This window comes from Microbulbifer sp. Q7 (assembly GCF_001639145.1).
GTDB lineage: Bacteria > Pseudomonadota > Gammaproteobacteria > Pseudomonadales > Cellvibrionaceae > Microbulbifer.
Genome location: NZ_LROY01000002.1, coordinates 1,399,731 through 1,421,644, shown reverse-complemented (window position 1 = coordinate 1,421,644; position 21,914 = coordinate 1,399,731). Strand labels below are relative to the sequence as shown.

The 21,914-nt window shown below is 59.0% G+C and carries 20 protein-coding genes; 12 read left to right on the top strand and 8 right to left on the bottom strand.

Annotated elements, in window-relative coordinates:
- Positions 1-20 precede the first annotated feature (20 nt).
- Positions 21-2,915 carry a response regulator gene (locus AU182_RS11620; protein ID WP_227718237.1) on the bottom strand — a complete coding sequence of 965 codons (2,895 nt, stop codon included), beginning with the start codon at positions 2,913-2,915 and terminating at the stop codon, positions 21-23.
- Between the two features lie 173 nt (positions 2,916-3,088).
- Here AU182_RS11620 and cysM point away from each other — a divergent pair, with 173 nt between their 5' ends.
- The 5 genes from cysM to hemH all read left to right on the top strand — a co-directional run bounded on the left by cysM (position 3,089) and on the right by hemH (position 9,270).
- A complete protein-coding gene (cysM, locus tag AU182_RS11615; protein WP_304439097.1) occupies positions 3,089-4,000 on the top strand; it encodes a cysteine synthase CysM in 912 nt (303 codons plus the stop codon).
- Positions 4,001-4,058: 58 nt separating this feature from the next.
- Complete coding sequence (gene relA / locus AU182_RS11610) at positions 4,059-6,311, top strand: GTP diphosphokinase (RefSeq protein ID WP_066965224.1); 2,253 nt, start codon at positions 4,059-4,061, stop codon at positions 6,309-6,311.
- Positions 6,312-6,332: 21 nt separating this feature from the next.
- Complete coding sequence (gene mazG, locus AU182_RS11605; protein ID WP_066968012.1) at positions 6,333-7,148, top strand: nucleoside triphosphate pyrophosphohydrolase; 816 nt, start codon at positions 6,333-6,335, stop codon at positions 7,146-7,148.
- A gap of 228 nt (positions 7,149-7,376) precedes the next feature.
- Complete coding sequence (gene adk / locus AU182_RS11600) at positions 7,377-8,030, top strand: adenylate kinase (RefSeq protein WP_066965221.1); 654 nt, start codon at positions 7,377-7,379, stop codon at positions 8,028-8,030.
- A gap of 211 nt (positions 8,031-8,241) precedes the next feature.
- Complete coding sequence (gene hemH, locus AU182_RS11595; protein WP_066965218.1) at positions 8,242-9,270, top strand: ferrochelatase; 1,029 nt, start codon at positions 8,242-8,244, stop codon at positions 9,268-9,270.
- Positions 9,271-9,309: 39 nt separating this feature from the next.
- Here hemH and AU182_RS16560 read toward each other — a convergent pair whose 3' ends face one another.
- Positions 9,310-9,594: a hypothetical protein gene (locus tag AU182_RS16560; RefSeq protein ID WP_153039216.1), complete on the bottom strand. Its 285-nt coding sequence runs from the start codon at positions 9,592-9,594 to the stop codon at positions 9,310-9,312.
- A 35-nt stretch (positions 9,595-9,629) separates the two neighbouring features.
- On the opposite strand from AU182_RS16560, the gene AU182_RS16675 reads away from it, so the two are divergent.
- The 6 genes from AU182_RS16675 (at position 9,630) to AU182_RS11565 (ending at position 15,503) form a co-directional block, all read left to right on the top strand.
- Positions 9,630-10,469, top strand: a complete 840-nt coding sequence (locus tag AU182_RS16675; RefSeq protein ID WP_066965213.1) for a hypothetical protein — start codon at positions 9,630-9,632, stop codon at positions 10,467-10,469.
- 199 nt (positions 10,470-10,668) lie between these two features.
- The gene (gene tsaB, locus AU182_RS11585; RefSeq protein ID WP_066965210.1) at positions 10,669-11,394 is read left to right on the top strand and encodes a tRNA (adenosine(37)-N6)-threonylcarbamoyltransferase complex dimerization subunit type 1 TsaB; all 726 of its coding nucleotides are present in this window, start codon (positions 10,669-10,671) and stop codon (positions 11,392-11,394) included.
- A 76-nt stretch (positions 11,395-11,470) separates the two neighbouring features.
- A complete protein-coding gene (locus tag AU182_RS11580; RefSeq protein ID WP_066965208.1) occupies positions 11,471-12,271 on the top strand; it encodes an undecaprenyl-diphosphate phosphatase in 801 nt (266 codons plus the stop codon).
- Between the two features lie 82 nt (positions 12,272-12,353).
- Positions 12,354-13,238 carry an NAD(P)-dependent oxidoreductase gene (locus AU182_RS11575; RefSeq protein WP_066965204.1) on the top strand — a complete coding sequence of 295 codons (885 nt, stop codon included), beginning with the start codon at positions 12,354-12,356 and terminating at the stop codon, positions 13,236-13,238.
- Positions 13,239-13,295: 57 nt separating this feature from the next.
- On the top strand, positions 13,296-14,411 hold the full coding sequence (locus AU182_RS11570; RefSeq protein WP_066965202.1) for a DUF3524 domain-containing protein: 1,116 nt from the start codon (positions 13,296-13,298) through the stop codon (positions 14,409-14,411).
- 84 nt (positions 14,412-14,495) lie between these two features.
- Entirely contained in the window at positions 14,496-15,503 is a 1,008-nt protein-coding gene (locus tag AU182_RS11565; RefSeq protein WP_066965199.1) for a tryptophan--tRNA ligase, read from the top strand.
- A gap of 48 nt (positions 15,504-15,551) precedes the next feature.
- Here AU182_RS11565 and AU182_RS11560 read toward each other — a convergent pair whose 3' ends face one another.
- The 5 genes from AU182_RS11560 to AU182_RS11540 form a co-directional block, all read right to left on the bottom strand.
- On the bottom strand, positions 15,552-16,580 hold the full coding sequence (locus AU182_RS11560) for a mechanosensitive ion channel family protein (protein ID WP_082859392.1): 1,029 nt from the start codon (positions 16,578-16,580) through the stop codon (positions 15,552-15,554).
- A 21-nt stretch (positions 16,581-16,601) separates the two neighbouring features.
- A complete protein-coding gene (locus AU182_RS11555; RefSeq protein WP_066965193.1) occupies positions 16,602-17,057 on the bottom strand; it encodes a hypothetical protein in 456 nt (151 codons plus the stop codon).
- Positions 17,058-17,112: 55 nt separating this feature from the next.
- Positions 17,113-17,922 carry a triacylglycerol lipase gene (locus tag AU182_RS11550; RefSeq protein ID WP_227718236.1) on the bottom strand — a complete coding sequence of 270 codons (810 nt, stop codon included), beginning with the start codon at positions 17,920-17,922 and terminating at the stop codon, positions 17,113-17,115.
- 45 nt (positions 17,923-17,967) lie between these two features.
- The gene (locus tag AU182_RS11545; protein ID WP_227718235.1) at positions 17,968-18,420 is read right to left on the bottom strand and encodes a hypothetical protein; all 453 of its coding nucleotides are present in this window, start codon (positions 18,418-18,420) and stop codon (positions 17,968-17,970) included.
- Between the two features lie 126 nt (positions 18,421-18,546).
- Positions 18,547-19,089, bottom strand: coding sequence for a PH domain-containing protein (locus AU182_RS11540; RefSeq protein WP_066965190.1), 543 nt, complete (start codon positions 19,087-19,089; stop codon positions 18,547-18,549).
- 162 nt (positions 19,090-19,251) lie between these two features.
- Here AU182_RS11540 and gndA point away from each other — a divergent pair, with 162 nt between their 5' ends.
- A complete protein-coding gene (gene gndA / locus AU182_RS11535) occupies positions 19,252-20,772 on the top strand; it encodes an NADP-dependent phosphogluconate dehydrogenase (protein ID WP_066965187.1) in 1,521 nt (506 codons plus the stop codon).
- Positions 20,773-20,871: 99 nt separating this feature from the next.
- On the opposite strand, the gene rdgC is transcribed toward gndA, so the two are convergent.
- Positions 20,872-21,864 carry a recombination-associated protein RdgC gene (rdgC, locus tag AU182_RS11530; RefSeq protein ID WP_066965185.1) on the bottom strand — a complete coding sequence of 331 codons (993 nt, stop codon included), beginning with the start codon at positions 21,862-21,864 and terminating at the stop codon, positions 20,872-20,874.
- Positions 21,865-21,914 lie beyond the last annotated feature (50 nt).

The following is a 21,914-nucleotide window of genomic DNA, read 5'->3' as shown; positions in this document are numbered from 1 at the left end:
CAGGCACTGGTCCGCAGGCGTCAGGTGGCTAACGTCTCGCTGCTGCCCGGCAGCTCGCTCTCAACACCAAACAGGGCTTCCAGATCCTGTTCTGCCGCCCAGTCCCGCAAACTGCGGATTTCCCTGCGCACCGCCTCGAACGCACTTTCAAGAGCCGCGCCGTCGATACCGTCTTCCCCGTGCTCCAGTACGGGGCGCAGCAGTTCCTGCAGGTGTTCGGAGGCGGCCCGCAGTCTCGGCACGCCACAGTAGCAGCAGCCTCCGTGAAGGCGGTGTATACGCTCGAACAGTGCCTTGAAGTCGCCGTCGCGGTAAACGCGCGCGAGCTCCTGTTCGTCATCGTGCAGGCCTTTCAGTAGCATCCGCAACAGATCGCGAGCGAGCCCGGGGTCCTGGTTGGCGAGATTAAGGCTCTCACCGATATCCACCAGGCGGGGGCCGGCAACCGTGTTTATTGTATCGGCATCCATCGGCACATTGACCTCCATCCAGCGCTTCACCGTGTGGGTGAGCTGGACTTCGCTAACGGGCTTGCTCAGGTAATCATCGAGGCCGGCACTGAGCAGGCGAGATTTCTCCTCGGTCCCCACATGAGCAGTAAGTGCAATGATGGGGGTGCGCCGGCCAGATTCCTCGCCGCGAATGCGTTGGGTGGTGGCAATGCCATCCATCCCCGGCATCTGAATATCCATGAAAATCATATCGAAGTGCTGCTCCCGCCAGAGCTCGAAGGCCTCTTCGCCGCTGGAAGCCAGAACGACCTCAACATTCTGTGACCGCAAGAATTCGCTCATCAACAGCCGGTTCGCTTCGTAGTCATCGACGGCAAGCACCCGTGGCCTGGCCGGCCAGGGAAGGCTGGCGGCGCTGCCGCTCTGTGGCCGGGATTGAGCCTGGTGGGGGAGGGCCCGTTTCAATGCGCGCATGAGCCCATCGCGGCTTACGGGTTTGCCGAGAAATGCCAGAACCCGCGTGCGCAGTGCGTCATAACAGCGCCGTAAATCCACCGGGGAGCCCTGCACGATGACCCGACATTGGTAGGTATCCACCAATTGTTGCACGGTCGCAATAAACCCCTCGACGTCTTCGCCGGCGATGGCGGTATCGACGACCAGTGCATCGGGCATGGCGTCGTGGCGCCACATCTGCTCTACGCTGGGCACCAGATTCTCACCTTCGCAGTGCTCCAGGGGTTCCGCCTGCCAGTGTTTCAGCTGTTGGCTCACCTGTTGCCGCGTCATGGGGTTGGGGTCCACCAGTAGCAGGCGGCTTCCGGGGAACTGCTCGCGAGCGACACTGGTTCGGTTGCGGTCGATGGTCAGTGGCAGCTGTACCCAGTAGGCGCAGCCTCCCTGATCGTTTTCCTCGATGGAGAGATCGCCGTTCATGGATTCAACCAGACTGCGCGCGATCCCCAGGCCCATGGCGTTGCTGGTCATCTGCTGGGGCGGATTTTTACCGAGCAGCTGTTTGAGCTCCCTGCGCCCCTGTTCATCGCAGCGTGCGCCGTTATCCACGATAACGATACGCACGGTGAGTTCCGATTCCTTACCGCTTTGCACGGTAATGCGCACCGGGATACTGCCGTTTTCCGAGCAGCGAATGGCGGTGCTCACCAGATTGGTGAACACCTGTTTGATGCGCAGGGGGTCGCCAATCTGGGAGGGGGGCAGCTGCGGGTCGATAAAAGGCACCAGTTCCAGGTTGTGCTCATAACCGTAGGGCGCGAGGATCTGCAGGGTTTCTTCCAGCACCTGGCCCAGGTTCATTGGGGTATGGTCCAGCACCAGATTACCGGACTCGATACGCGAGAAATCCAGCACATCGTTGATCGTGGTAAGCAGGCTCTCGGCGGAACGCAGGATGGTCTGCAGGTAGTCCTGCTGGAGCTGGTCGACCTCGGTTTTCAGCAAAAGGTTAGTAAAGCCAATAATGCCGTTGAGCGGCGTGCGGATTTCGTGGCTGGTATTGGCCAGAAAGGTAGATTTTATCCGACTGTTTTCAACCGCCTTTTTACGCGCAAGTTCCAGCTCAATGTTCTGTTCTTCCATGGAGTCCAGTGATTGGCGCAGGTCTTCCATGGACTGTTGCAGGCTGTCCTGGTAGTCGCGGTGAAACTCGGACAGGTTTTCCGCCATCAGGTTGATTTCCTCCGCCAATTGCGAAAGCTCCTGATTGCGGGAATCAGTGGTGCGCGCGTTGAATTGCCCCTGGCCAATGGTGCGCAGGGAAAGTTTGAACCGCTCCAGGCTGTGTGAGGCCCGCTCCGACAGCATCACCGCCCACACCAGCGCGATCAGCGCGCAAACGATGAGACCAAGGAGACCTACCAGCGCCACCTGGTAGGTGCCCACCAGGAAATAGGGACGGTGAAGCTCGATACTGAGCCAGCAATTGGTGTTTTCTCCACGCAAGGGGTGCAGTACTGTGAGGCTTTGCAGGTCCTCGTACACATGGGCGGGCTTGCCACTGAGCTGGTCGGCAGTGAATTCGGTGCGCGGGCGGGGCCCAACACTGGAAATCAGCTTGAACTCTTCTTTTCCCTCGCTGTTGCGGTCCGCGCGATACAGCTGTACAGAGCGGATCATGTCCCGCTCGAGCATCAGTGCCATCAGGCTTTTGTCGAGCCACTGGATACGATCTTCAAACGAGTGGCCCTCGCTGAGGTGAATCAGTTCTACCAGTTGTTCCGCGCTGGCGCGACCATGACCGAGTAACAGGTCACGGCGATCATTCATTTGCTGCAGTGTGAACAGCAGGGAAAGCAACAGTGACAGGATCAAGGCGGGCGCCATGGTGTAGCGGAACAGAATGGCCCGCAGGGACAGTTTTCGGCGGGGGCGTCTCCCGCTGGGACCGTCAGCCGCAGGCGTCTGCGGGGCGGTGCTGAAGTCTTGGTGCGGGAGTTTGGCCATGGCAGAGGTCAATGCTGTGTTATTTTTGTCCGATTCTACCCCTGTTGGCCACAGATACCACCCCGGAATGTCGGGTTTCTGCGTTGATTCTACCGCGCACCGACGTGCTGAATTCGCAGCCATGGTGGCTTCAGGGGTAGAATGTGCGCCCGCGTTTCCAGAAAGAACCGATGTTGACTATGGAATATCCCACTATTGCCGATTGCGTTGGCAATACGCCGCTGGTGCGATTGCAGCGCCTGCAGGGCACTACCTCCAATACCATCCTGCTCAAGCTGGAGGGGAACAACCCCGCCGGCTCGGTGAAGGATCGCCCGGCACTATCGATGATCAGCCGCGCGGAACAGCGCGGTCAGATTCGTCCCGGCGATACCTTGATAGAGGCCACCAGCGGCAACACCGGTATTGCTCTGGCCATGGCCGCGGCCATCAAGGGCTATCGGCTGATACTGATCATGCCGGAAACCGCGACCGACGAGCGCAAGGCATCCATGGCCGCGTATGGCGCTGAGCTGATTCTGGTCACCGCCGAACAGGGGATGGAAGGGGCACGGGACTTGGCACTGCAAATGCAGGAAGAGGGCCAGGGCCTGGTACTGGATCAGTTTTCCAACCTGGATAATCCCACTGCGCATATTGAAACCACCGGGCCGGAAATCTGGCGGCAGACCGCTGGTGAGATTACCCACTTTATTTCCTCCATGGGGACTACGGGCACCATCATGGGCTGTGGCCGATACCTCAAACAGCAGAATCCGGAAATCCAGATTATCGGCCTGCAGCCCACCGAGGGCTCGGCCATTCCCGGCATTCGCCGTTGGCCGCAGGCCTATCTGCCCAAGATCTTTGTGCCGGAAGAAGTGGACCAGGTGATGGATATCAGTCAGCGAGAAGCCGAGGACATGGCCCGTCGCTTGGCGCGGGAGGAGGGGATATTTTGTGGTGTCTCCTCCGGGGGCGCGGTTGCCGGTGCCTTGCGGGTATCCGAGACCGTGGAGAATGCCACCATCGTCGCCATCATTTGCGATCGCGGGGATCGGTATTTGTCCTCGGGACTATTTTCCGATGCGCAAGCGCCCGGCTGAGAGGCGCTGCACACAATCAATGACCAATTTCCTTATGTTCTGACCGCGAGTTAATACATTGGTACAAGTCAGAAAAAACTATCCGCGACTAGCCGACGGCACCCTCGATCGGGAGGCCTGGCTGCGCCATATTCAGGCGATGGCAAAGCTCGACGGGGGCACCCTGGTGACCCTGCGCAAGGCCGTCGAAATGAGCGAGGACGCGGAGCAGAAGGCCATCGATGCCGAAAATATCTGGGCAGAAGGTACCAGTAGTTTCCTCACCGGCCTCGAGATGGTGGAGATTCTTGCGGACCTGCAAATTGATGGCGAAGCCCTTTGTGCCGCCATGCTCTACCGTGCCGTTCGCGAGAAACGGCTGTCGTTGAAAACCGTCTCTGAGGAGATGGGTGAGACCATCGCCAAACTGATTCGCGGTGTGTTACAGATGGCGGTTATCCGCAGTCGCACCGCGGATACTGGCGAAGAAAAACAGCGTGGCGCGGTCGAAGAGCACTCGGAAAATATTCGCCGTATGCTGGTGGCGCTGGTGGATGATGTGCGCGTGGCGCTGATCAAGCTGGCGGAGCGCACTTGTGCGATTCGCGCATCGAAAAAGGCGGACGAAGCCAAGCGCCGGCGTGTGGCGAGAGAAGTCGCCGACGTCTATGCACCACTGGCGCACCGGCTGGGTATCGGGCATATCAAGTGGGAGCTGGAGGATCTGGCGTTTCGCTACCTGGAACCCGACGACTACATGCAGATTGCCCGCCTGCTGGACGAAAAGCGTCTGGCACGTCAGGACTATATCGACGATGTTTTGAGCCTGTTGCGCAACGAACTGGCCAAGGCGGAAATTGAAGGGGAAGTGTTCGGCCGCGCCAAGCATATTTACAGTATCTGGCGAAAGATGCGCCGGAAAAATATCGGCTTCTCCCAGGTCTATGACATCCGCGCCGTCCGGATTCTGGTGCCCACGGTGCGCGACTGTTACGCCGTGCTGGGTATCGTGCACAACCTGTGGCGCAATATTCCCAATGAATTTGATGATTACATTGCTTCTCCCAAAGACAACGGTTACCGATCACTGCATACAGCGGTGATCGGCCCCGACCGCAAGGTGCTGGAGGTGCAGATTCGCACCTTCGCCATGCACGAGGAGGCCGAGTACGGTGTCTGCGCCCACTGGCGCTACAAGGGTACCGATAAAAAATCCGGGCAGCTGGATGGTCAGGACGGCTACGAGCAGAAAATTTCCTGGCTACGTCAGGTGCTCGACTGGCATGAGGAAGTGGGCGGGAATCCGCTGCAGGAAGACTTGCAGGCCAGCGATGTCGATACCCGCATTTATGTGTTTACTCCGGACGGGCATGTGGTGGATTTGCCCCGCGGCGCAACGCCGCTGGATTTCGCCTACAGGATCCACACCGAGATCGGCCATCGCTGTCGCGGCGCCAAGGTGGATGGGCGAATAGTGCCGCTCAACCATGAGTTGCAGACCGCGAATCAGGTTGAAATCCTCACCGGCAAGCGCGAAGCGCCCAGTCGCGACTGGATTTCCCGCAGCATGGGCTATATCACCACTTCCCGGGCTCGGGCAAAGGTCATTCACTGGTTCAAGCAGCAGGCGCGGGACCAGAATATTGCTGAAGGTCGCACTATCCTCGATGGGGAATTCAAGCAGCTGGCGCTGGCCGATTTTGATTTTGAAAAGCTGGCGAAAAAACTGAACATGCACTCTCTTGATGACCTGTATGCGGCGGTGGGCGCGGGCGATGTAGGCGTCGGCCAGGTGTTGAACGCCGCCCAGCGCATGGTGAAAGTGGAGCAGGGTGAGCCGGTGCCTTCTTTGACCGCGCCGGTGGCGCGGGATGGTCATGCGGATGTGTACATTGATGGCGTGGGCAACCTGCTTACCCAGATCGCACGCTGCTGTAATCCAGTGCCCGGCGATGAAATTATGGGCTACATAACCCAGGGACGCGGTGTTTCCATTCACCGGAAAGATTGCGCCAATATGCTGCGTATGCAGTCGGATGAACCGGAGCGTATCCTTCAGGTGGAGTGGGCGGAAAAGCCCACGGAAGTCTACGCCGTGGAAATCATGGTGGAGGCATACGACCGTCATGGCCTGCTGCGGGATGTGACCACCATGCTGGACAGTCAGCGTATCAATATTACCGCGATGCAGACGCACTCCAACAAGCACAAGCACACGGTGGATATGGTCATTACCGCAGAGATTCATAACTTTGAGGAGCTGAGTCATGTGTTGCACCGGATCAACCAGCTTCCCAACGTGGCGTCGGCCAAGCGGCGTATTCTTCACTGAGGCAGCCACTGAGTGGTCATGATGAAAGAAACCTACACCGTCGAAGATCTGCAATACCTGATGTCGCAACTGCGCAACCCCGATGGGGGTTGCCCCTGGGACCTGAAGCAGACCTTTGCCACCATCGTTCCCTCGACCATCGAAGAAGCCTACGAGGTCGCAGAAGCGATCGAGAAGGAGGATTTTGAGCACCTGCACGAGGAGCTTGGCGACCTGCTGTTTCAGGTGATTTTCTATGCCCAGCTTGGCCGTGAAGAGGGGCATTTCGACTTCTCCCGGATTGTCGATACCCTGGTGCGAAAACTGGTCCGGCGCCACCCGCACGTATTCCCCTCTGGGCAACTTTATAGCGACGGGCGTGATGACGCACCGCGTGGCCCTATTGACGAGCAGCAGGTCAAAGCCAACTGGGAGGCGATCAAGGCCGAGGAGCGGCAGGTTAAAGGCGAGAAGGGGGTTCTGGACGGGGTCGCGGTTGGCCTGCCGGCACTCACGCGGGCCGCGAAACTGCAAAAGCGCGCTGCCCAGGTAGGCTTCGACTGGCCGGAAATCGATGGGGTACTGGCGAAAGTGGAGGAGGAGCTCCGCGAGCTGCGTGAGGCCATTGATTCCGGTAACCGCGATCACGCGAGGGAGGAGCTTGGGGATCTACTGTTTTCCTGCGTAAATCTGGCGCGGCATATAAAGGAAGACCCCGAGGTGGCCCTGCGCCAGTGCAACCGCAAGTTCGAGCAGCGCTTTGGCGCGGTAGAGGCGGCACTGAAGGCGCGGGATCAGCAGCCGTCGGACGTTTCCCTGGAGGAGCTGGATCGACTGTGGGAAGCGTCCAAAGGTTAGCCGGTGGTGGCCCGGGCGGCGGTCAGCCTGCCAGGGACGGGGCAAAATAGGGGAAAAATCGGTAACTGGCCGAAAATCCGCAGAATTGTGTAAAAAAATTACTGAATTCGGCCAGACCACATGCGCACTTGTTCTGTTTTGGGGCAGAGTGTAAGGTAGCGATCTTTTTACGGTGGCCCGCCGCAATGACTGCGCTGCGCCTCGGCATGATCTGGAGATTATCTGTTTATGCGAATCATACTTCTGGGCGCTCCGGGCGCAGGTAAGGGCACCCAGGCCCAGTTCATCACCGAGAAGTTTGGAATTCCTCAGATTTCCACCGGCGATATGCTCCGCGCCGCGGTAAAGGCGGGTACCCCGCTGGGATTGCAGGCCAAAGACATTATGGCAGCCGGCAAGCTGGTTTCTGACGATTTGATTATCGCGCTGGTCAAGGAACGTATCGCCGAACCTGACTGTGCGAATGGTTTCCTGTTCGATGGCTTCCCGCGCACCATTCCCCAGGCACAGGCCATGTTGGACGCTGAGGTATCCATTGACCACGTGCTGGAGATTGCCGTGGACGATGAGGAAATCGTGAAGCGCCTGTCTGGCCGTCGTGTTCACGAAGGCTCGGGTCGGGTGTATCACCTGATCTACAATGCCCCGAAAAATGAGGGTGTCGACGACGTCACCGGTGAGCCCCTGGTTCAGCGCGCTGACGACACGGAAGAGACCGTGCGCAACCGTCTGTCAATTTATCACGAGCAAACTGAGCCTCTGGTCGGTTTTTACCGCGAACTGGAGCAGCGTGAGCCGGAATCCGCGCCGAAATACAGCAAAGTCGAAGGCGTTGGCTCTATGGAAGATATCCGCGGGAAGGTGCTGGAGGCGCTGAGCTGATCGGCTCTCCTCCTCTTTCTAAAAAAGGCTCCCTCGGGAGCCTTTTTTGGTGGCCACCCATCAGGCCCCATCGACACAGCTCACTATCAAGGCGATAGAAATCCCCCTGAATACATTTGCGCCGGTTTCTGAAATACTCCGGCCGGTGGGTGGTTTCAAGTACTGGCCATCCCCGAATCTGATACCCGAGTGCTCAGGAGTACTAACGAACATGGCTCACGCGATCATTTTGATGAACCTGGGGACCCCTGCAGAGCCCACGCCCGGAGCCGTGCGGGCGTTTCTTCGCGAATTTTTGTCCGATCCCCGAGTGGTAGAGATTCCGAAGCCCGTGTGGCAGCTGATCCTCAACCTGTTCATCCTGCCCCTGCGGCCAAAGCGCATAGCCCCGGCCTACGCGGAAATCTGGGATAGTGGCCTCGATGGGGAGGCGGTAAACGGGTCCCCGATCATGTTCTACACCCGTCGGCAGGCAGAGCTGCTGCAGGCGCGGCTGCAGCCCCTTGATTCTGTCGCGCGAGATAATAAAAGCGGTAACGTTATCGTCACCTACGCGATGACTTACGGTGCGCCCAATCTGGCGGATACCGTTGCGCGGTTGCGGCAGGAAGGGGCCAAGGGGTTCACTCTGGTGCCGCTCTATCCCCAGTACTCGGCGACAACCACCGGGGCCATTTACGATCAGGTGGCCGGCTTAATTCGGAAGTCGCGCGATGTGCCGGACATTTCTGTGGTCCACGATTACTGGGAGCATCCAGGTTACATTGCGGCGTTGGCGAACTCGGTACGTGAGCACTGGCACAAGCATGGCCAGGCAGAGAAACTCATGATGTCGTTTCACGGTATCCCGAAGGCAAACACCCGCAAGGGAGACCCCTATTACCACCACTGCTGTGGTACCGCAGAGCGGTTGGCAGAAGCACTTGGTCTGTCGCGGGAGCGGTGGGAAATCACCTTTCAGTCGCGTTTTGGTAAGGCGGAGTGGCTTCAGCCTTACACCGATAAAACCCTGATTGAGTGGGGGCGCAACGGTGTTGCCAGTGTCGATGTGCTGTGTCCTGCATTTGCCGCTGACTGCCTCGAGACGCTGGAGGAAATAGCGGTAGAGAATCGCGCTAATTTTATCGATGCAGGTGGCCGGGAATACCGATACATTCCTGCGCTCAATACCCGTGAAGATCATATCGCGATGCTCGAGGCCATTGCGCGGGAGCGCATTCCCGATTTAAAAGCCGGGTAATTTCTGCGGTCGTTTTTCCAGTTTCATGAGGCATTTTCTTTAAAAATGCCCCGCATTTACAAAAAAACCGAATTTTTTCTGGAAATTCGGTTTTTTTTGCCTGTTTTTTCTTGCAAACCCTCCTTTTTTTATTAACTTTGATACAGCCGTGTCATTTTGAATGGCTGGGCTGCTCTCGATTCTCAGGTTTTGCCAGTTGCGTCTAACGGGTGATTTTTTACGGATCTCCGCAAGTATCGTCGCCAGGTGGAAAATCGAGGGCTGTTGCAATTCCCGGCAGCAGCGAGAACCGGGTTGCTGGTTGGAACACACTTCGGTGTTCAAAGTGACTTCTTCTATAGAGAACGAGGAGACAAGGGATGGCACGAGTCGCAAAGAAAAAGGCCAAGGCAAAGCGTGTAGCCAAGGCCAAACCGGCTGCCAAGGTCAGCACTGGCACATCACCAGTAGTTGCCAAGGCACAAAAGGCGGTGGATTCCGCTGCGAAGGCACTGGATGCCCAGTTGGACCGGGTAGGCAAGGCGCGGGCGCGGGTTCAGAAAACGGGCTCTGCCGCAGCCAAGCAGTCGCTGGCTTCGGCCAACGCGAAATTGCGTGAGCAGCGCTTAAAGGTAGCGGAAGCCAAAGTGGGGCTGGCCAAGGCCAGTGCGATGGATTCAGTGCGTCAGGCTGAGGAGTCTGTTAAAAAATCGGTTTCTGAACTGGCCGACAAGCTGTCCGCCAAGGCAGACAAGGAGCTGGCAAAGGCGCTTAAGTCGTTTGAAAGCCGCTGGAAAAAAGCGCGCGCCAAAGCCGATGCCAAGAAAGTAAAAGCCGCGGAGAAAAAAGCGACTGCCAAAGTGAAGGCGGCGGCGAAAAAGGCCGCGGCGAAAGCCAAAGCGGTAGAGAAAAAGGCCGCTGCGAAGGCCAAGGCGGAAGCGAAAAAAGCGGCAAAGGCAGCCTCCAAGAAAAAAGCGGTGAAGAAGTCGGCGGCAAAAAAGACAGCCGCTAAAACAACTGCGAAAAAAGCCCCGAAGAAAGCTGCCAAAAAGGCGCCGGGTCGACCGAAGAAGTCATCTGCGAAGAAGGCTGCAGCGAAAAAGGCGGCAACCAAGGCCACCAAGTCTGCGCCGAAGAAGTCCGCCCGTCGGGGACGGCCACCCAAGGCAGCGGCAAAAAAAGCCGGCGCTCGCCGGGGGCGGCCACCGAAAAAAGCCTGATATCTTAATGATCACTGCCTGTGTCCCAGGCAGAGCATTGAAGCCCCGGCCAATGGCCGGGGTTTTTATTTGCGCGCTGGACCGGGAGTTGCCCCGGTTGCGTTTGTCGCTGGGCATGCCACAATTCGCCTCCTGATTTGGACACTTCCCGCGGAAACGGGCCTCGTCCCCACTTCTTCACCCGTTCTAAGCACGAGCTATGGCATTGAAACTTCTGGCTGTTGATACCACTTCCGGCGCCTGTTCCGTGGCCCTGTACCAGGACGGCGCAGTCACCGAACAGTTTGTGAAGGCGGAGCGGGATCATACCCGTCGCCTGCTACCCATGGTGGAGGCGGTACTGGCCGATGGTGGGTGTCGCCTGGCCGATGTCGACGCACTGGCTGTCAGCCAGGGCCCGGGTTCATTCACCGGCCTGCGCATAGCGATCAGTTGTGTACAGGGATTGGCCTTTGCCGCGGACAAACCGGTGATACCGGTTTCCAGTCTTGCCGCCATGGCGACTGGCGCGATTCGTGCAAACCCGGACTGGCAAGGGGCACCGGTGCTGCCGGCGCTGGATGCGAGGATGCAGGAGGTTTACTGGGGACTCTACGCCGCTGATCGTCCCGGTGAGGCCCTGTTGCCCGATGCCGTGGCAAGCCCTGAACAGGTGGTTGCCGCACTGGAAGAGGCCGGGCACGGCCCTGCGGGCGACGGTCAATGCACCTTCTACGCCGCTGGCCCCGGCTGGCAGTATCCTTCGCTGGCCGCTTTGACCCCGCTGGGGGTGTGGGAAGAGGCTGCGATTCATGCCCAGGATATCGCGGTGTTGGCCGCGGGTCTCTGGCCGAGCGGTAAGTTTGTCGCTGCCCAGGACCTTGAACCGGCGTACTTGCGCAATGAGGTGACCTGGAAAAAACGCGAACGCATCCGCGACCGCTGACCTCAAGGTAAACCATTTTCAATAACAAACACTGTGGGACGCAAGGTGTTCGCTCCCCGGCCAAGCAGTAGTCCGTATGGAAACTTTTCAGATCATTATCCTTGCCCTGATTCAGGGAATTACGGAATTTCTTCCGATTTCCAGTTCCGCGCACCTGATTCTTCCCAATCAGGTGCTCGGTTGGCCGGATCAGGGGCTGGCGTTTGACGTGGCCGTGCATTTCGGTTCCCTGACGGCGGTGCTGATCTATTTCCGCAAGGACGTCTGGCATTTGATCCGCGATGGGTTGGGCGGATTCAGAAGCGGGCAGTTTAGTGATGAGGGTCGGCTCGCCTGGCTGATTGTGCTGGCTACCATTCCCGCAGGGCTGGTGGGCCTGGCGTTCAAGGATTTTATTGAAACCCACATGCGCTCGTCCGCGGTGATCGCAGCCACGACCATTCTGTTTGGCGCGCTGTTGTGGTGGGCGGATGTACACGGTGCGCGGCGGGATGACCTGGGCAAGTTGAACTGGAAGAAGGCGCTGATGATCGGCGCCGCCCAGGCCATTGCGCTGATTCCCGGCACCTCCCGTTCCGGGATCACCATGACCGCCGGCTTGATGCTGGGGATGAAGCGGGAGGCCGCCGCACGCTTTTCTTTTTTGATGTCGATTCCGGTAATCGCCCTCAGTGCATTACTGTTGACGCTTGAGCTTCTGGATACCCATTCAGTGCCCTGGGGGAGTATCTTCCTCGGCATTGTACTGTCCGGAATCAGCGCCTATCTGTGCATACATTTTTTCCTTCAATTTATCAGTCGCATCGGGATGGCACCTTTTGCCATCTACCGCTTTTTGCTGGGTGGAGCCTTGATCTGGTTATTGTTCGCCAGCTGAGCCGCCGAAGGTCACCGGCTTCCGTGATGGAAGCGCAATCGTGTCGCTGCGGGTGACGATGCACCCTGAACAGGTATCTTTTATGACAACCACAGTTGCTTTTATCGGGCTCGGTGTAATGGGTTTCCCCATGGCGGGATACCTGTCCAAAGCCGGCTATCAGGTCCACGTGTACAATCGCACCGCCAGTCGCGCCAGCGAATGGCTGACGACGTATGCGGGCAAAGCCTTCGCCACCCCTGCAGAGGCTGCCGAGGGTGCAGAATTTGTGTTCGCCTGCGTGGGCAATGACGATGACCTGCGTCAGGTCACCACGGGGGCGGACGGCGCTTTTCAGGGCATGGATGCCGGCAGTTTGTTTGTTGATCACACCACGGCTTCGGCCAATGTGGCGCGCGAGCTGGCGGCGGTTGCCAGTGAAAAAGCAATCGGATTCCTGGACGCGCCGGTATCCGGCGGCCAGGCCGGGGCCGAAAATGGCGCTCTGACCATCATGGTGGGCGGCACCGAGGCAGAGTATGCACGCGCGCGTCCGCTGCTGGATTGCTATGCGCGGGCGGTCAACCTGTTGGGTCCGGTCGGCAGCGGTCAGCTGTGCAAAATGGTGAACCAGATCTGCATCGCCGGGCTGGTACAGGGGCTCTCTGAGGGCTTGCACTTCGCCCGCACGGCCGGTCTGGACCCGGAGCAGGTGGTGGAGGTGATTTCCAAGGGCGCGGCGCAAAGCTGGCAGATGGAAAACCGCTATAAAACCATGCTGGCGGGCGAGTACGAGCATGGTTTTGCCGTGGACTGGATGCGCAAGGACCTGGGGATAGTACTCGACGAAGCCCAGCGCAACGGTGCCCTGTTGCCGGTCACCGCGCTGGTGGACCAGTTTTACAGTGAAGTACAGGCCCTGGGCGGCGGTCGCTGGGACACTTCCAGCCTGTTTGCGCGCCTCACTAACCTGCGGGATTTCAGCTAACTTCCCGTTTGCAAGCGTGCGCCTACTCTTACAGCTCATTCGTCAGGTAATAACGCAGTGAAAGTGCTTCTGCTTTCCGCATACGATGCCGACAGCCACAAGCGCTGGCGTCGCGGTCTGGTGGCCGCCATTCCCGATTGGCAGTGGACCGTCCTCACGCTGCCCCCCCGTTACTTCAGCTGGCGGGTGCGCGGCAACAGTCTGAGTTGGGGCAGGGGAGACGCGCTGGCAGTTTTGCGCCAGCCGTGGGACCTGCTGGTGACCACATCGATGACCGACCTCGCTTCGCTGCGTGGTTTTGTGCCGGAGCTGGGGCGTGTACCCACCGTGGTGTACTTCCACGAGAACCAGTTCGACTACCCGGTGACCGGAGATGCGGTGCCGTCGGTGGAACCCCAGTTGCTCAATATTTACACCGCGCTGTGTGGTGATCTGCTGTTATTCAACTCCGAATACAACCGCCGCACCCTGCTGGAGGGGGCAGAGGTGTTGCTGCACAAACTGCCCGACCAGGTGCCCAGCGGGGTGTGCCGCGAAATCGCGGATAAATCCCGCATCCTGCCGGTGCCGCTGGAAACGGCTGCGTTCGATGTGGCTGGAGAAAAGAGCCAACGCCTCACGTTCGTGTGGAATCACCGCTGGGAGCATGACAAGGGCCCGGATATTCTGCTCGCGGCACTGCGCCGCTTCGGTCGCCAGCAGATCCCGTTTGCGCTGCATATGGTCGGACAGCAGTTCCGCCGGCAGCCGTCGGAGTTCGCCCATATTCGGAAGCTACTCAGCAAGCTGGATGCGTTGGGGGCCTGGGGCTATCGCGAGAGTGTGACTGAGTATCGCCAGTTGCTGGCTCAGAGCCATGGCGTACTGTCCACCGCACGGCACGATTTTCAGGGGCTATCCGTGCTGGAGGCTGTTGCTGCCGGCTGTCAACCGCTGGTGCCCGATCACCTGGCTTACCCCGAGTGGTTTGGGCGTGGAGGTTGGCGCTACTCGGAAGATGTAGAGTCCTGTGCGGCGAATCTGTGTAGCGCCATGATGCGCTGTGCTCAGCAGGTGCAGGCCGGGGCCCGGCTGGCAGTGCCAGATATAACCCACATGAGCTGGCAAACCATGGCCAGCGACTACCGCCAGCTGTTGGAGGATTGTGCCCGCGGCGCAGGGAATTCCCCCTGAGCGTACAACCTCTCACGGTAAACAGGTATCATTCGGCCCGGATTCGCCGATCGATGATGAGCAACAACGGAAATTCTAGGATTTATGAGCAAGCAGCGCGTACTTACCGGCATCACTACCACCGGTACTCCCCACCTGGGCAATTACGTGGGCGCCATTCGCCCGGCGATTGCCGCCAGTCAGGAAGAAAATAATCAGCCTTTCTATTTTCTTGCGGACTACCACGCGCTGATCAAATGCCAGGATCCGGAACAGGTGCACCAGTCCACCCAGGAAATTGCGGCAACCTGGCTGGCACTGGGCCTGGATACCGACAACGCCGTGTTCTATCGCCAGTCGGATATTGTGGAGATTCCCGAACTGACCTGGCTGCTTACCTGCCAGACGGCGAAGGGGCTGATGAACAGGGCGCACGCCTACAAGGCGGCCGTAGACGCTAACCGCGACGACGGGCAGGACTCGGATTTCGGCATCAACATGGGGCTGTACAGCTACCCGATCCTGATGGCGGCGGATATCCTGATGTTCAATGCCCATAAAGTGCCGGTGGGTAAAGACCAGATACAGCATATTGAAATGGCGCGCGATATCGCTGCGCGCTTCAACCACCACTACGGAGAGCACTTTGTGCTGCCAGAGGCGGTGGTGGGTGAGCACGTTGCTGTATTGCAGGGGCTGGACGGCCGCAAGATGAGCAAGAGCTACGGCAACACCATCCCGCTGTTTTTGCCCGAGAAAAAACTGAAAAAGCACATCAACAAGATCAAGACCAACCTGCTGGAGCCGGGTGAGCCGAAAGACCCCGATACCTCCACCGTATTCCAGATCTGGCAGGCATTCGCTACCCCGGAGCAAACTGCTGAAATGCGCCAGGCGTTCGAGGACGGCATCGCCTGGGGTGAGGCCAAGAAGCAGCTGTTTGAGTTGATCAATGGCCAGATTGGTGAGGCGCGCGAGCGTTATGAAGCACTGCTGGCCAACCCCGCACAGATCGAATTGGAACTGGAAAAAGGCGCGGAAAAAGCACGCGCCTATGCGGCTCCTTTCCTGGCGAAACTGCGCGAGGCGGTAGGTATTCGCAAGATTGGTTGATCCCAAAGCACCGGCGGTAGAGCAGGCTGAGCCCACCTTTTGGTGGGCTCAGTCGTTTTTGTCTTGCCTTTTTTGCACCTCTTTGGGGGACTCTTCTCGGGCCTCTCCTTGCGTCCCTTCTTGTGCCCTTTTTTGTGCTCCTGCGTCCCCTTCTTTGCGCTGCTTACTGCCTGCGCGGTCAGCCCCCTCCGTCTGGTCGTGGAACAGGTGTACCTGGGTTTCGAAGGGCATGTCGATGCCGGCGTCGTCCAGCGCTTCTTTCACAGACTGGATCACCTGTGCCCGCACATGGGTCACATTCGCTTGCGTGCTGCTGGTCCACCAGCGGGCACGGATAGACACCCAGCTGGCGGCGAGATCCCACGGCAGCGCTTCCGGTGCCGGATCTGACTGGACACCTTCGACTGAGGCGACCGCACGGCGAATGATCTCGCAGGCCTCGCCAATATTGTCGTTGTAGCCGATACCGATTTCGTAGTCGCTGCGGCGATTGGCATGGGTGGTTTTCACCAGAATGGCGTTGGTATAAATATCGCTGTTGGGAATGACCACCCGCTGTCCGTCGTAGGTGTCGATGAGGGTCGCGCGGGTTTCGATGCGGTGCACAGTGCCCTCAAAATCGGTGACCTTGATCTGATCACCGATTTCGAAGGGTTGGCGCACCAGAATCAACAGTCCCGCCAGCCAGTTTTGCAGAATGTCCTTGAACGCAAAGCCAATGGCCACCGAGCTTACTCCGAGCCCGGCAATCAGGTCGCCGGGCTTGAGGCTGGGCATCACGATGGTGGCAGCAAGCAGAAATCCCACCAGCACGACACACCACTTGACCAGGCTTCCGAGCACTTCGCCCAGGTTTGGCCTGTCTCTGCGGCGCAGGTGCCGGCGGACCAGAAAGCGGAAAATACTGCCGAGGATAAATGCCACTAGCAGCACCACCAGTGCCACAGTGAAGTTGGGGATGAGCCTGATGGCGCCATCGACCCAGCTGTCGACCTGATCGATGGCCGCGCTGTAGTCTGCTGAAACAGACTCGAGTTTATCGAGCGGGTTATCCTGGGACTCCTGACCTTGCATCATTACCCCTGTGTGCGTGTCGGACTAACCGGGATTACGCAGCCGAATGCGCAAGGCGAATTCTGCGCTTTCGCCCTTGTCGGCAGCACCGTGCAAGAGATAGATCAGCACACGATAGGTGCCATCCCGGGGAAGTGTGGTGGAGAAGTGCGCGCTCTGGCCGTGCCCCTTGTGCAGGGCGCGGGGCGCGGCCGGCGCAGTAATGCGAAAACCGGCCTGGGCATGATTGCTGAGCAGGTCCAGCTCCAGGGACTGGCCAGTGCGTGCGTCAATAAGGTACTCAATGGCTTGGTGACCGATGATGGTCGCGGAGACGCGCGCACTCTGGCTGAGTGGCGCGGCAGGTTGATCCTGCGGTGAATGGTCACTGGTTAATTCAATTTTTTCACGCTGGGCCTGGGGCGGCTCCCGGGCGATGCTGCCTTCACTCAGTGTGATGGCGAGCAGTGGCAGCAGTAGAACCCATCGAATATTCAGCACTGGAAACCCTGGATACAGTAGAGCAGGGAACCAGTGTAGTTTGGCGCGGGGCAGATCAGTCGTCGGCGGTGGAGTCTGGTCGCCGCTGGAATTGGCCGTGATGAAGGTAGTGAATCACCTGCGCAATGACTTCGGGGTTTTTCATCATGAACACGTGGGTTACCGGCATTTCCAGATGATCGTCCATGCCCTGCAGCCGGGTACGCTCGACGGTGACTTTACCGTCATCTTTTCCCGGCAGCATGCTGGAAAGTATCGGGTTGATACTGCTGGTGCCCGCAATGATGCCCAAGTCAAAGTTCGCCGCACCCAGCGAATTGGGCACACTCAGTTTACCACTGCCGAGCTGTAACCCGGCATCGCCAAAGATGAAGTGGAACCCCGGGAAACTTCCCAGTTTGTCCACCACCTCACTGCCCTGATTGGGTGGGCCCAGCATCACCACACGGCCCAGGTTTTCCACGCGGACCCGGCTGAGATAATGGCGCACCAGAATACCGCCCATGGAGTGGGTGACAAAGTGCACGCGGTGGTTGGGTTGGGCGCTCTCGCTGGCCTGCCGGGTACAGGTGTCCAGCGCCGGGGCAATGGCGGGGCCGGCGAGCTGTTCGATGGGGAAGTCGGTAGACGGATAATTTACATTGACGGCCATAAAGCCTGCGTCATCGATTGCCTGCTCGAGCTTGTTCATTGAGCGGTCGGATTTGGCCAGCCCGTGCAGGAGGATCACGCAATCCCCGGCGTGCGCAGGAATGGCCATCGCAAGCAACAGCGTGCAGAAAATAGCGTGGGTAAAGCGGACAGTGGCGGGAAACAGTCTGGCGCAGGGGCTGTACATAGGCGTCATCGATCCGGGGCTAATCATAGCCCCTGATTCTAACCGCTTTGGCCGCCCTGTGCGCCGAGCCGGTTACTCCCGGCTACTCTTTTTGGCGTTGTCGATATCGACACGCAGTTTGAAATCCGCCGACTCATTGCGCCGCGCCGCGCTGCGCATCATATACACCTGAATGGTGTAAGTGCCGCTTTCCGGCAGGGTGGTGGCAAAGTGTCCGCCACTGGTGGAGCCGATAAAGATGGCTGCATCACCGGGGCCACTGCCTGGGCCATACACGTTGAAATACGTCGCGCTATGGCTGGTAGAGAGCTTCACGACCATATGCTGCCCGGCTTTGGCCGTCACTTTGTAATTGACACTGTCATAACCGGTAATTTTGCTGGTGACGGATGTGCCCGTTGCTCCCTTGGCAAAGCGCAGGGTTTCGGTGCGGGACTCTTCGGCCAGGGCGCCATTACCGAACAAAACCAGGCTAAAGAAAACCAGGAGCTTGGCCACTCGCGCTGTCAGGAAAGCTTGCATCATAGACCCTCTCGCCGATGCGTTGGACGCACCAAAATACAGACTAGAAATAGAGTGTAGTTCAGCGCCAGGGAACCCGTGCGTTTTCCACCCGGCCCACGATCCAGGCCAGCCATATGCTGGTAATACTCAGGGCCTAGCGGTTGGAGCCGAGCCCGCAAGATCGAATGTGGCGTTGACCTGGGCCACAAAGCGCGCCGGGTCATCGGGTGTCACCACGATGGTCTGGGCAGGCAATTGGAGGACAACGGTGCGGGAAAAGTCGGTAGCAAAGGCCCGATAGCGCCCCAGCGTCTGATTGCGAAACAGGCCGATAAAGCCGAAAAGCCCACCGTTGCCAAATATCCGGATTGAGCCCTTAGTGGCCTCCGGCTGGAACGCTGCGGACTTGATGCCCTGCAGCGATAGTCGTGTAGACCAGCCGGGGCGAAGCACGACGAGGCTGTCTCCCTCAAGGCGATAACCGCGCACAGCAAACAGGGCGCCCAGCAGGAAGATGACGGGACACAGCCAGATCCCGACCTGATACAGCAGCGGCGGAGACTCCGGTGCTTGCGCCAGCATGGTCCCGCTGATACCGAACAGAATCAGGCCGCACAGGCCAGTGAGGAGTGTCAGCTGCCGGCCCCAGGGCGCGGAGAACTCGTGCGAAGGCGTGTGCGGTGTATCCATGGGTGTATTCCGGTGACGTGGACATCAAAGCCTGCATTGTAATCTCTGGCTAATATGGGAGGAATACACGGTCGCCTGATCGCGCAATTCCACCTCCCGACACTGGCTCCGGGTTGCTATACTCCGCGCGCTTCAAGCAGTACCAATTTTCTGGAGAGATTCATGTCAGATGCACTTTGCGATATCGGCTTCATTGGCGCGGGCGTCATGGGGAAAAACCTGATCCTCAACCTCGTCGACAACGGATATCGCGTGTGCGCGTTTGACCTTGACCACGGGCGACTCGAGGCATTGCTGGAGCAGGACGCCAGCGAACGCGGCGACCAGCCACCGCGGGTGGAAGTGTGCAATTCCTATACGGAATTGCTGGCCCGGGTAAAAGCGCCGCATCTGGTCATTCTCTCGGTGCCTGCCGGCGCGCCGGTGGACGATGTCTGTAACAAACTGCTGGATGCAGGGCTACAGGCGGACGATATTGTGATCGACACCGGCAACAGCCTGTGGACCGATTCCGTGGAGCGCTGCAAGCGCTATGAGGGCAAACTGATTTTCTTCACCACGGCGGTGTCTGGTGGTGAGGTGGGGGCGCGCTTTGGGCCGTCGCTGATGCCCAGTGGCGACCGCTACGCCTGGGCCCGTATCGAACCCGTGTGGCATGCCATCGCCGCCAAGGTGGACCCCGCTTCGGGGCAGCCGATCGAGCGGTTTGAACCGGGTAACCCGGTGACAGAAGGGGAGCCCTGTGCGGCGTATATCGGCCCCATCGGTTCCGGGCATTTCGTGAAGATGGTGCACAACGGCATCGAGTATGCCGACATGCAGATGATCTGCGAAGTGTACGACGTGATGCGCAGCGCCCTGGAGATGTCGCCCCAGGAAATTGCCGGGGTCTTCCGCGAGTGGAATAAAGGGGTGCTGAACAGTTACCTCATCGACATCAGTGCCGAGGTTCTGGATACCCTGGACTCTGAAACCGGCAAGCCACTGGTGGATGTGATTCTCGACCGTGCGGGTCAAAAGGGCACCGGTTTGTGGACGGCGGTCGGCGCCTTGCAGACCGGTTGTCCGGCGCCGAGTATTGCGGAAGCCGTGTTTGCGCGCTCGCTTTCCACCCGCAAGGTGCTGCGTACCCGCGCCGCGAAAAAACTGGTGGGACCGAATGTGGCACCGGTGCCTCAGGAAGAGCGCGAGGCCGTGATTGCACAGCTGCACGATGCGCTCTACTGCGCAAAAATCTGCGTGTATGCGCAGGGATTTGATTTGATGAAACTGGCCGCCAGGGAACAGGGCTGGGAACTGAACTTTGCCGAGATCGCCAGAATCTGGCGCGCCGGCTGTATTATTCGCGCGGTGTTCCTGCAGTCCATCAGCGATGCCTACGAGCGCGACACCAAGCTTTCCAACCTGCTGCTGGACGATTTTTTCATCGATCAAATCGCCAGTCACCAGGGCAACTGGCGCCGGGCGGTGGCCGATGCCACCATCGGCGGCATCCCTGTGCCGGCCCTGTCCTCCGCCCTGAGCTACTACGACGCCTTCCGCCGCGAGTCCCTGCCGGCCAACCTGCTGCAGGCACAGCGAGACTTCTTCGGCGCGCACACCTTCTCGCGTGTAGATCGCCCGGAGCAGGAAAAGTACCACGTGTTGTGGAGTGAGGCGGGCAGGCCGGTTAAACGGATTTGAAACGACCACACAAAAAAATGGCCGCTGTGAGCGGCCATTTTTTTGTGCTGTTCGCGATGGGCGGCAATTCAGAGGCGCGCCCTGAACCGGTGCCGAGCGCTAAACGACTTCCTCGACTTCCGCCGCCAATTGCTGTTCGCGATCCGCGCGAGAGGCGCGGGCCACGATCTCGTCGACACTGGCGGTGTCCGTATTGAGGCCGCCAAATGCGGTCAGCAGGTCCTTGAGTAGTGCGGAGATCTCCAAGGTCATTACCGAGAATTCGATGTCAAAACGCTGCGCGGCGTTGTCTGCGTCCACGTTGTCGGCCTTTTCAGTAACCGCGTCGCTGAATTTCAGGCGCTTGATGGCGAGCTGGTCGTCCACCATCAGCTCGACGCCGTCTCGCCAGACCAGCCCGAGCTTGTGCACTTGCATGCCCGCCACCAGGTGGTTGTGGATCTCTTCGGCACACAAGTCCTGGTTTTTACAACGGATCACGCTGCCGGATTCCTGCGGGTCGCGCAGTTCGCATTCGTGGCCGAATTCGAAGTTGGGTGGCGCTTCCGGGGCGGTGAGCCAGTGGGTCATGGACTGCTGGGGAATATTCTTTGCCGTCAGCGGTATCACCGAGAGGCTGCTGATGGCTTCCCGCAGGTTTTCCAGTAGCTCTTCTGCGGCCTTGGCTGAGGACGCATTGACCACAATCCAGCCGTCTTTCGGGTCGATGTAAGCAAACTGCAGGCGGGAGCGGGCGAAGGCCTTGGGGCGCATCTCCAGCAGCACCTCGTCTTTGAGGTTCTGGCGCTCCTTGCGGCCGACGCTGCGGGCTTCTTTTTCCGCGATGGCCAGGGCCATTTCCTCGACCTTTTCATTGACCACTGCCGCGGGGATCACCTTCTCCTGCTTCTTGGCGCACACCATCAGGTAGCCGTTGGCGGCGTGTACCAGCGTGCTGCCATGACGCCCCAGTGGCGGTACCCAGCCGTAGCGGGCCAAATCCTGGCTGCCGCATGGCGTAAAGGTGCCCGGCTCCAGCAGTTCGTTCAGTTGTTCGGCGGAAAGCGTGAATTCCCGGGTAAGGCGGTACACGCGCAGGTTCTTAAACCACATACAGCAGGCCAGTCGTCGGATTGAAATTTGGGTCCGCGCATTATGCGATG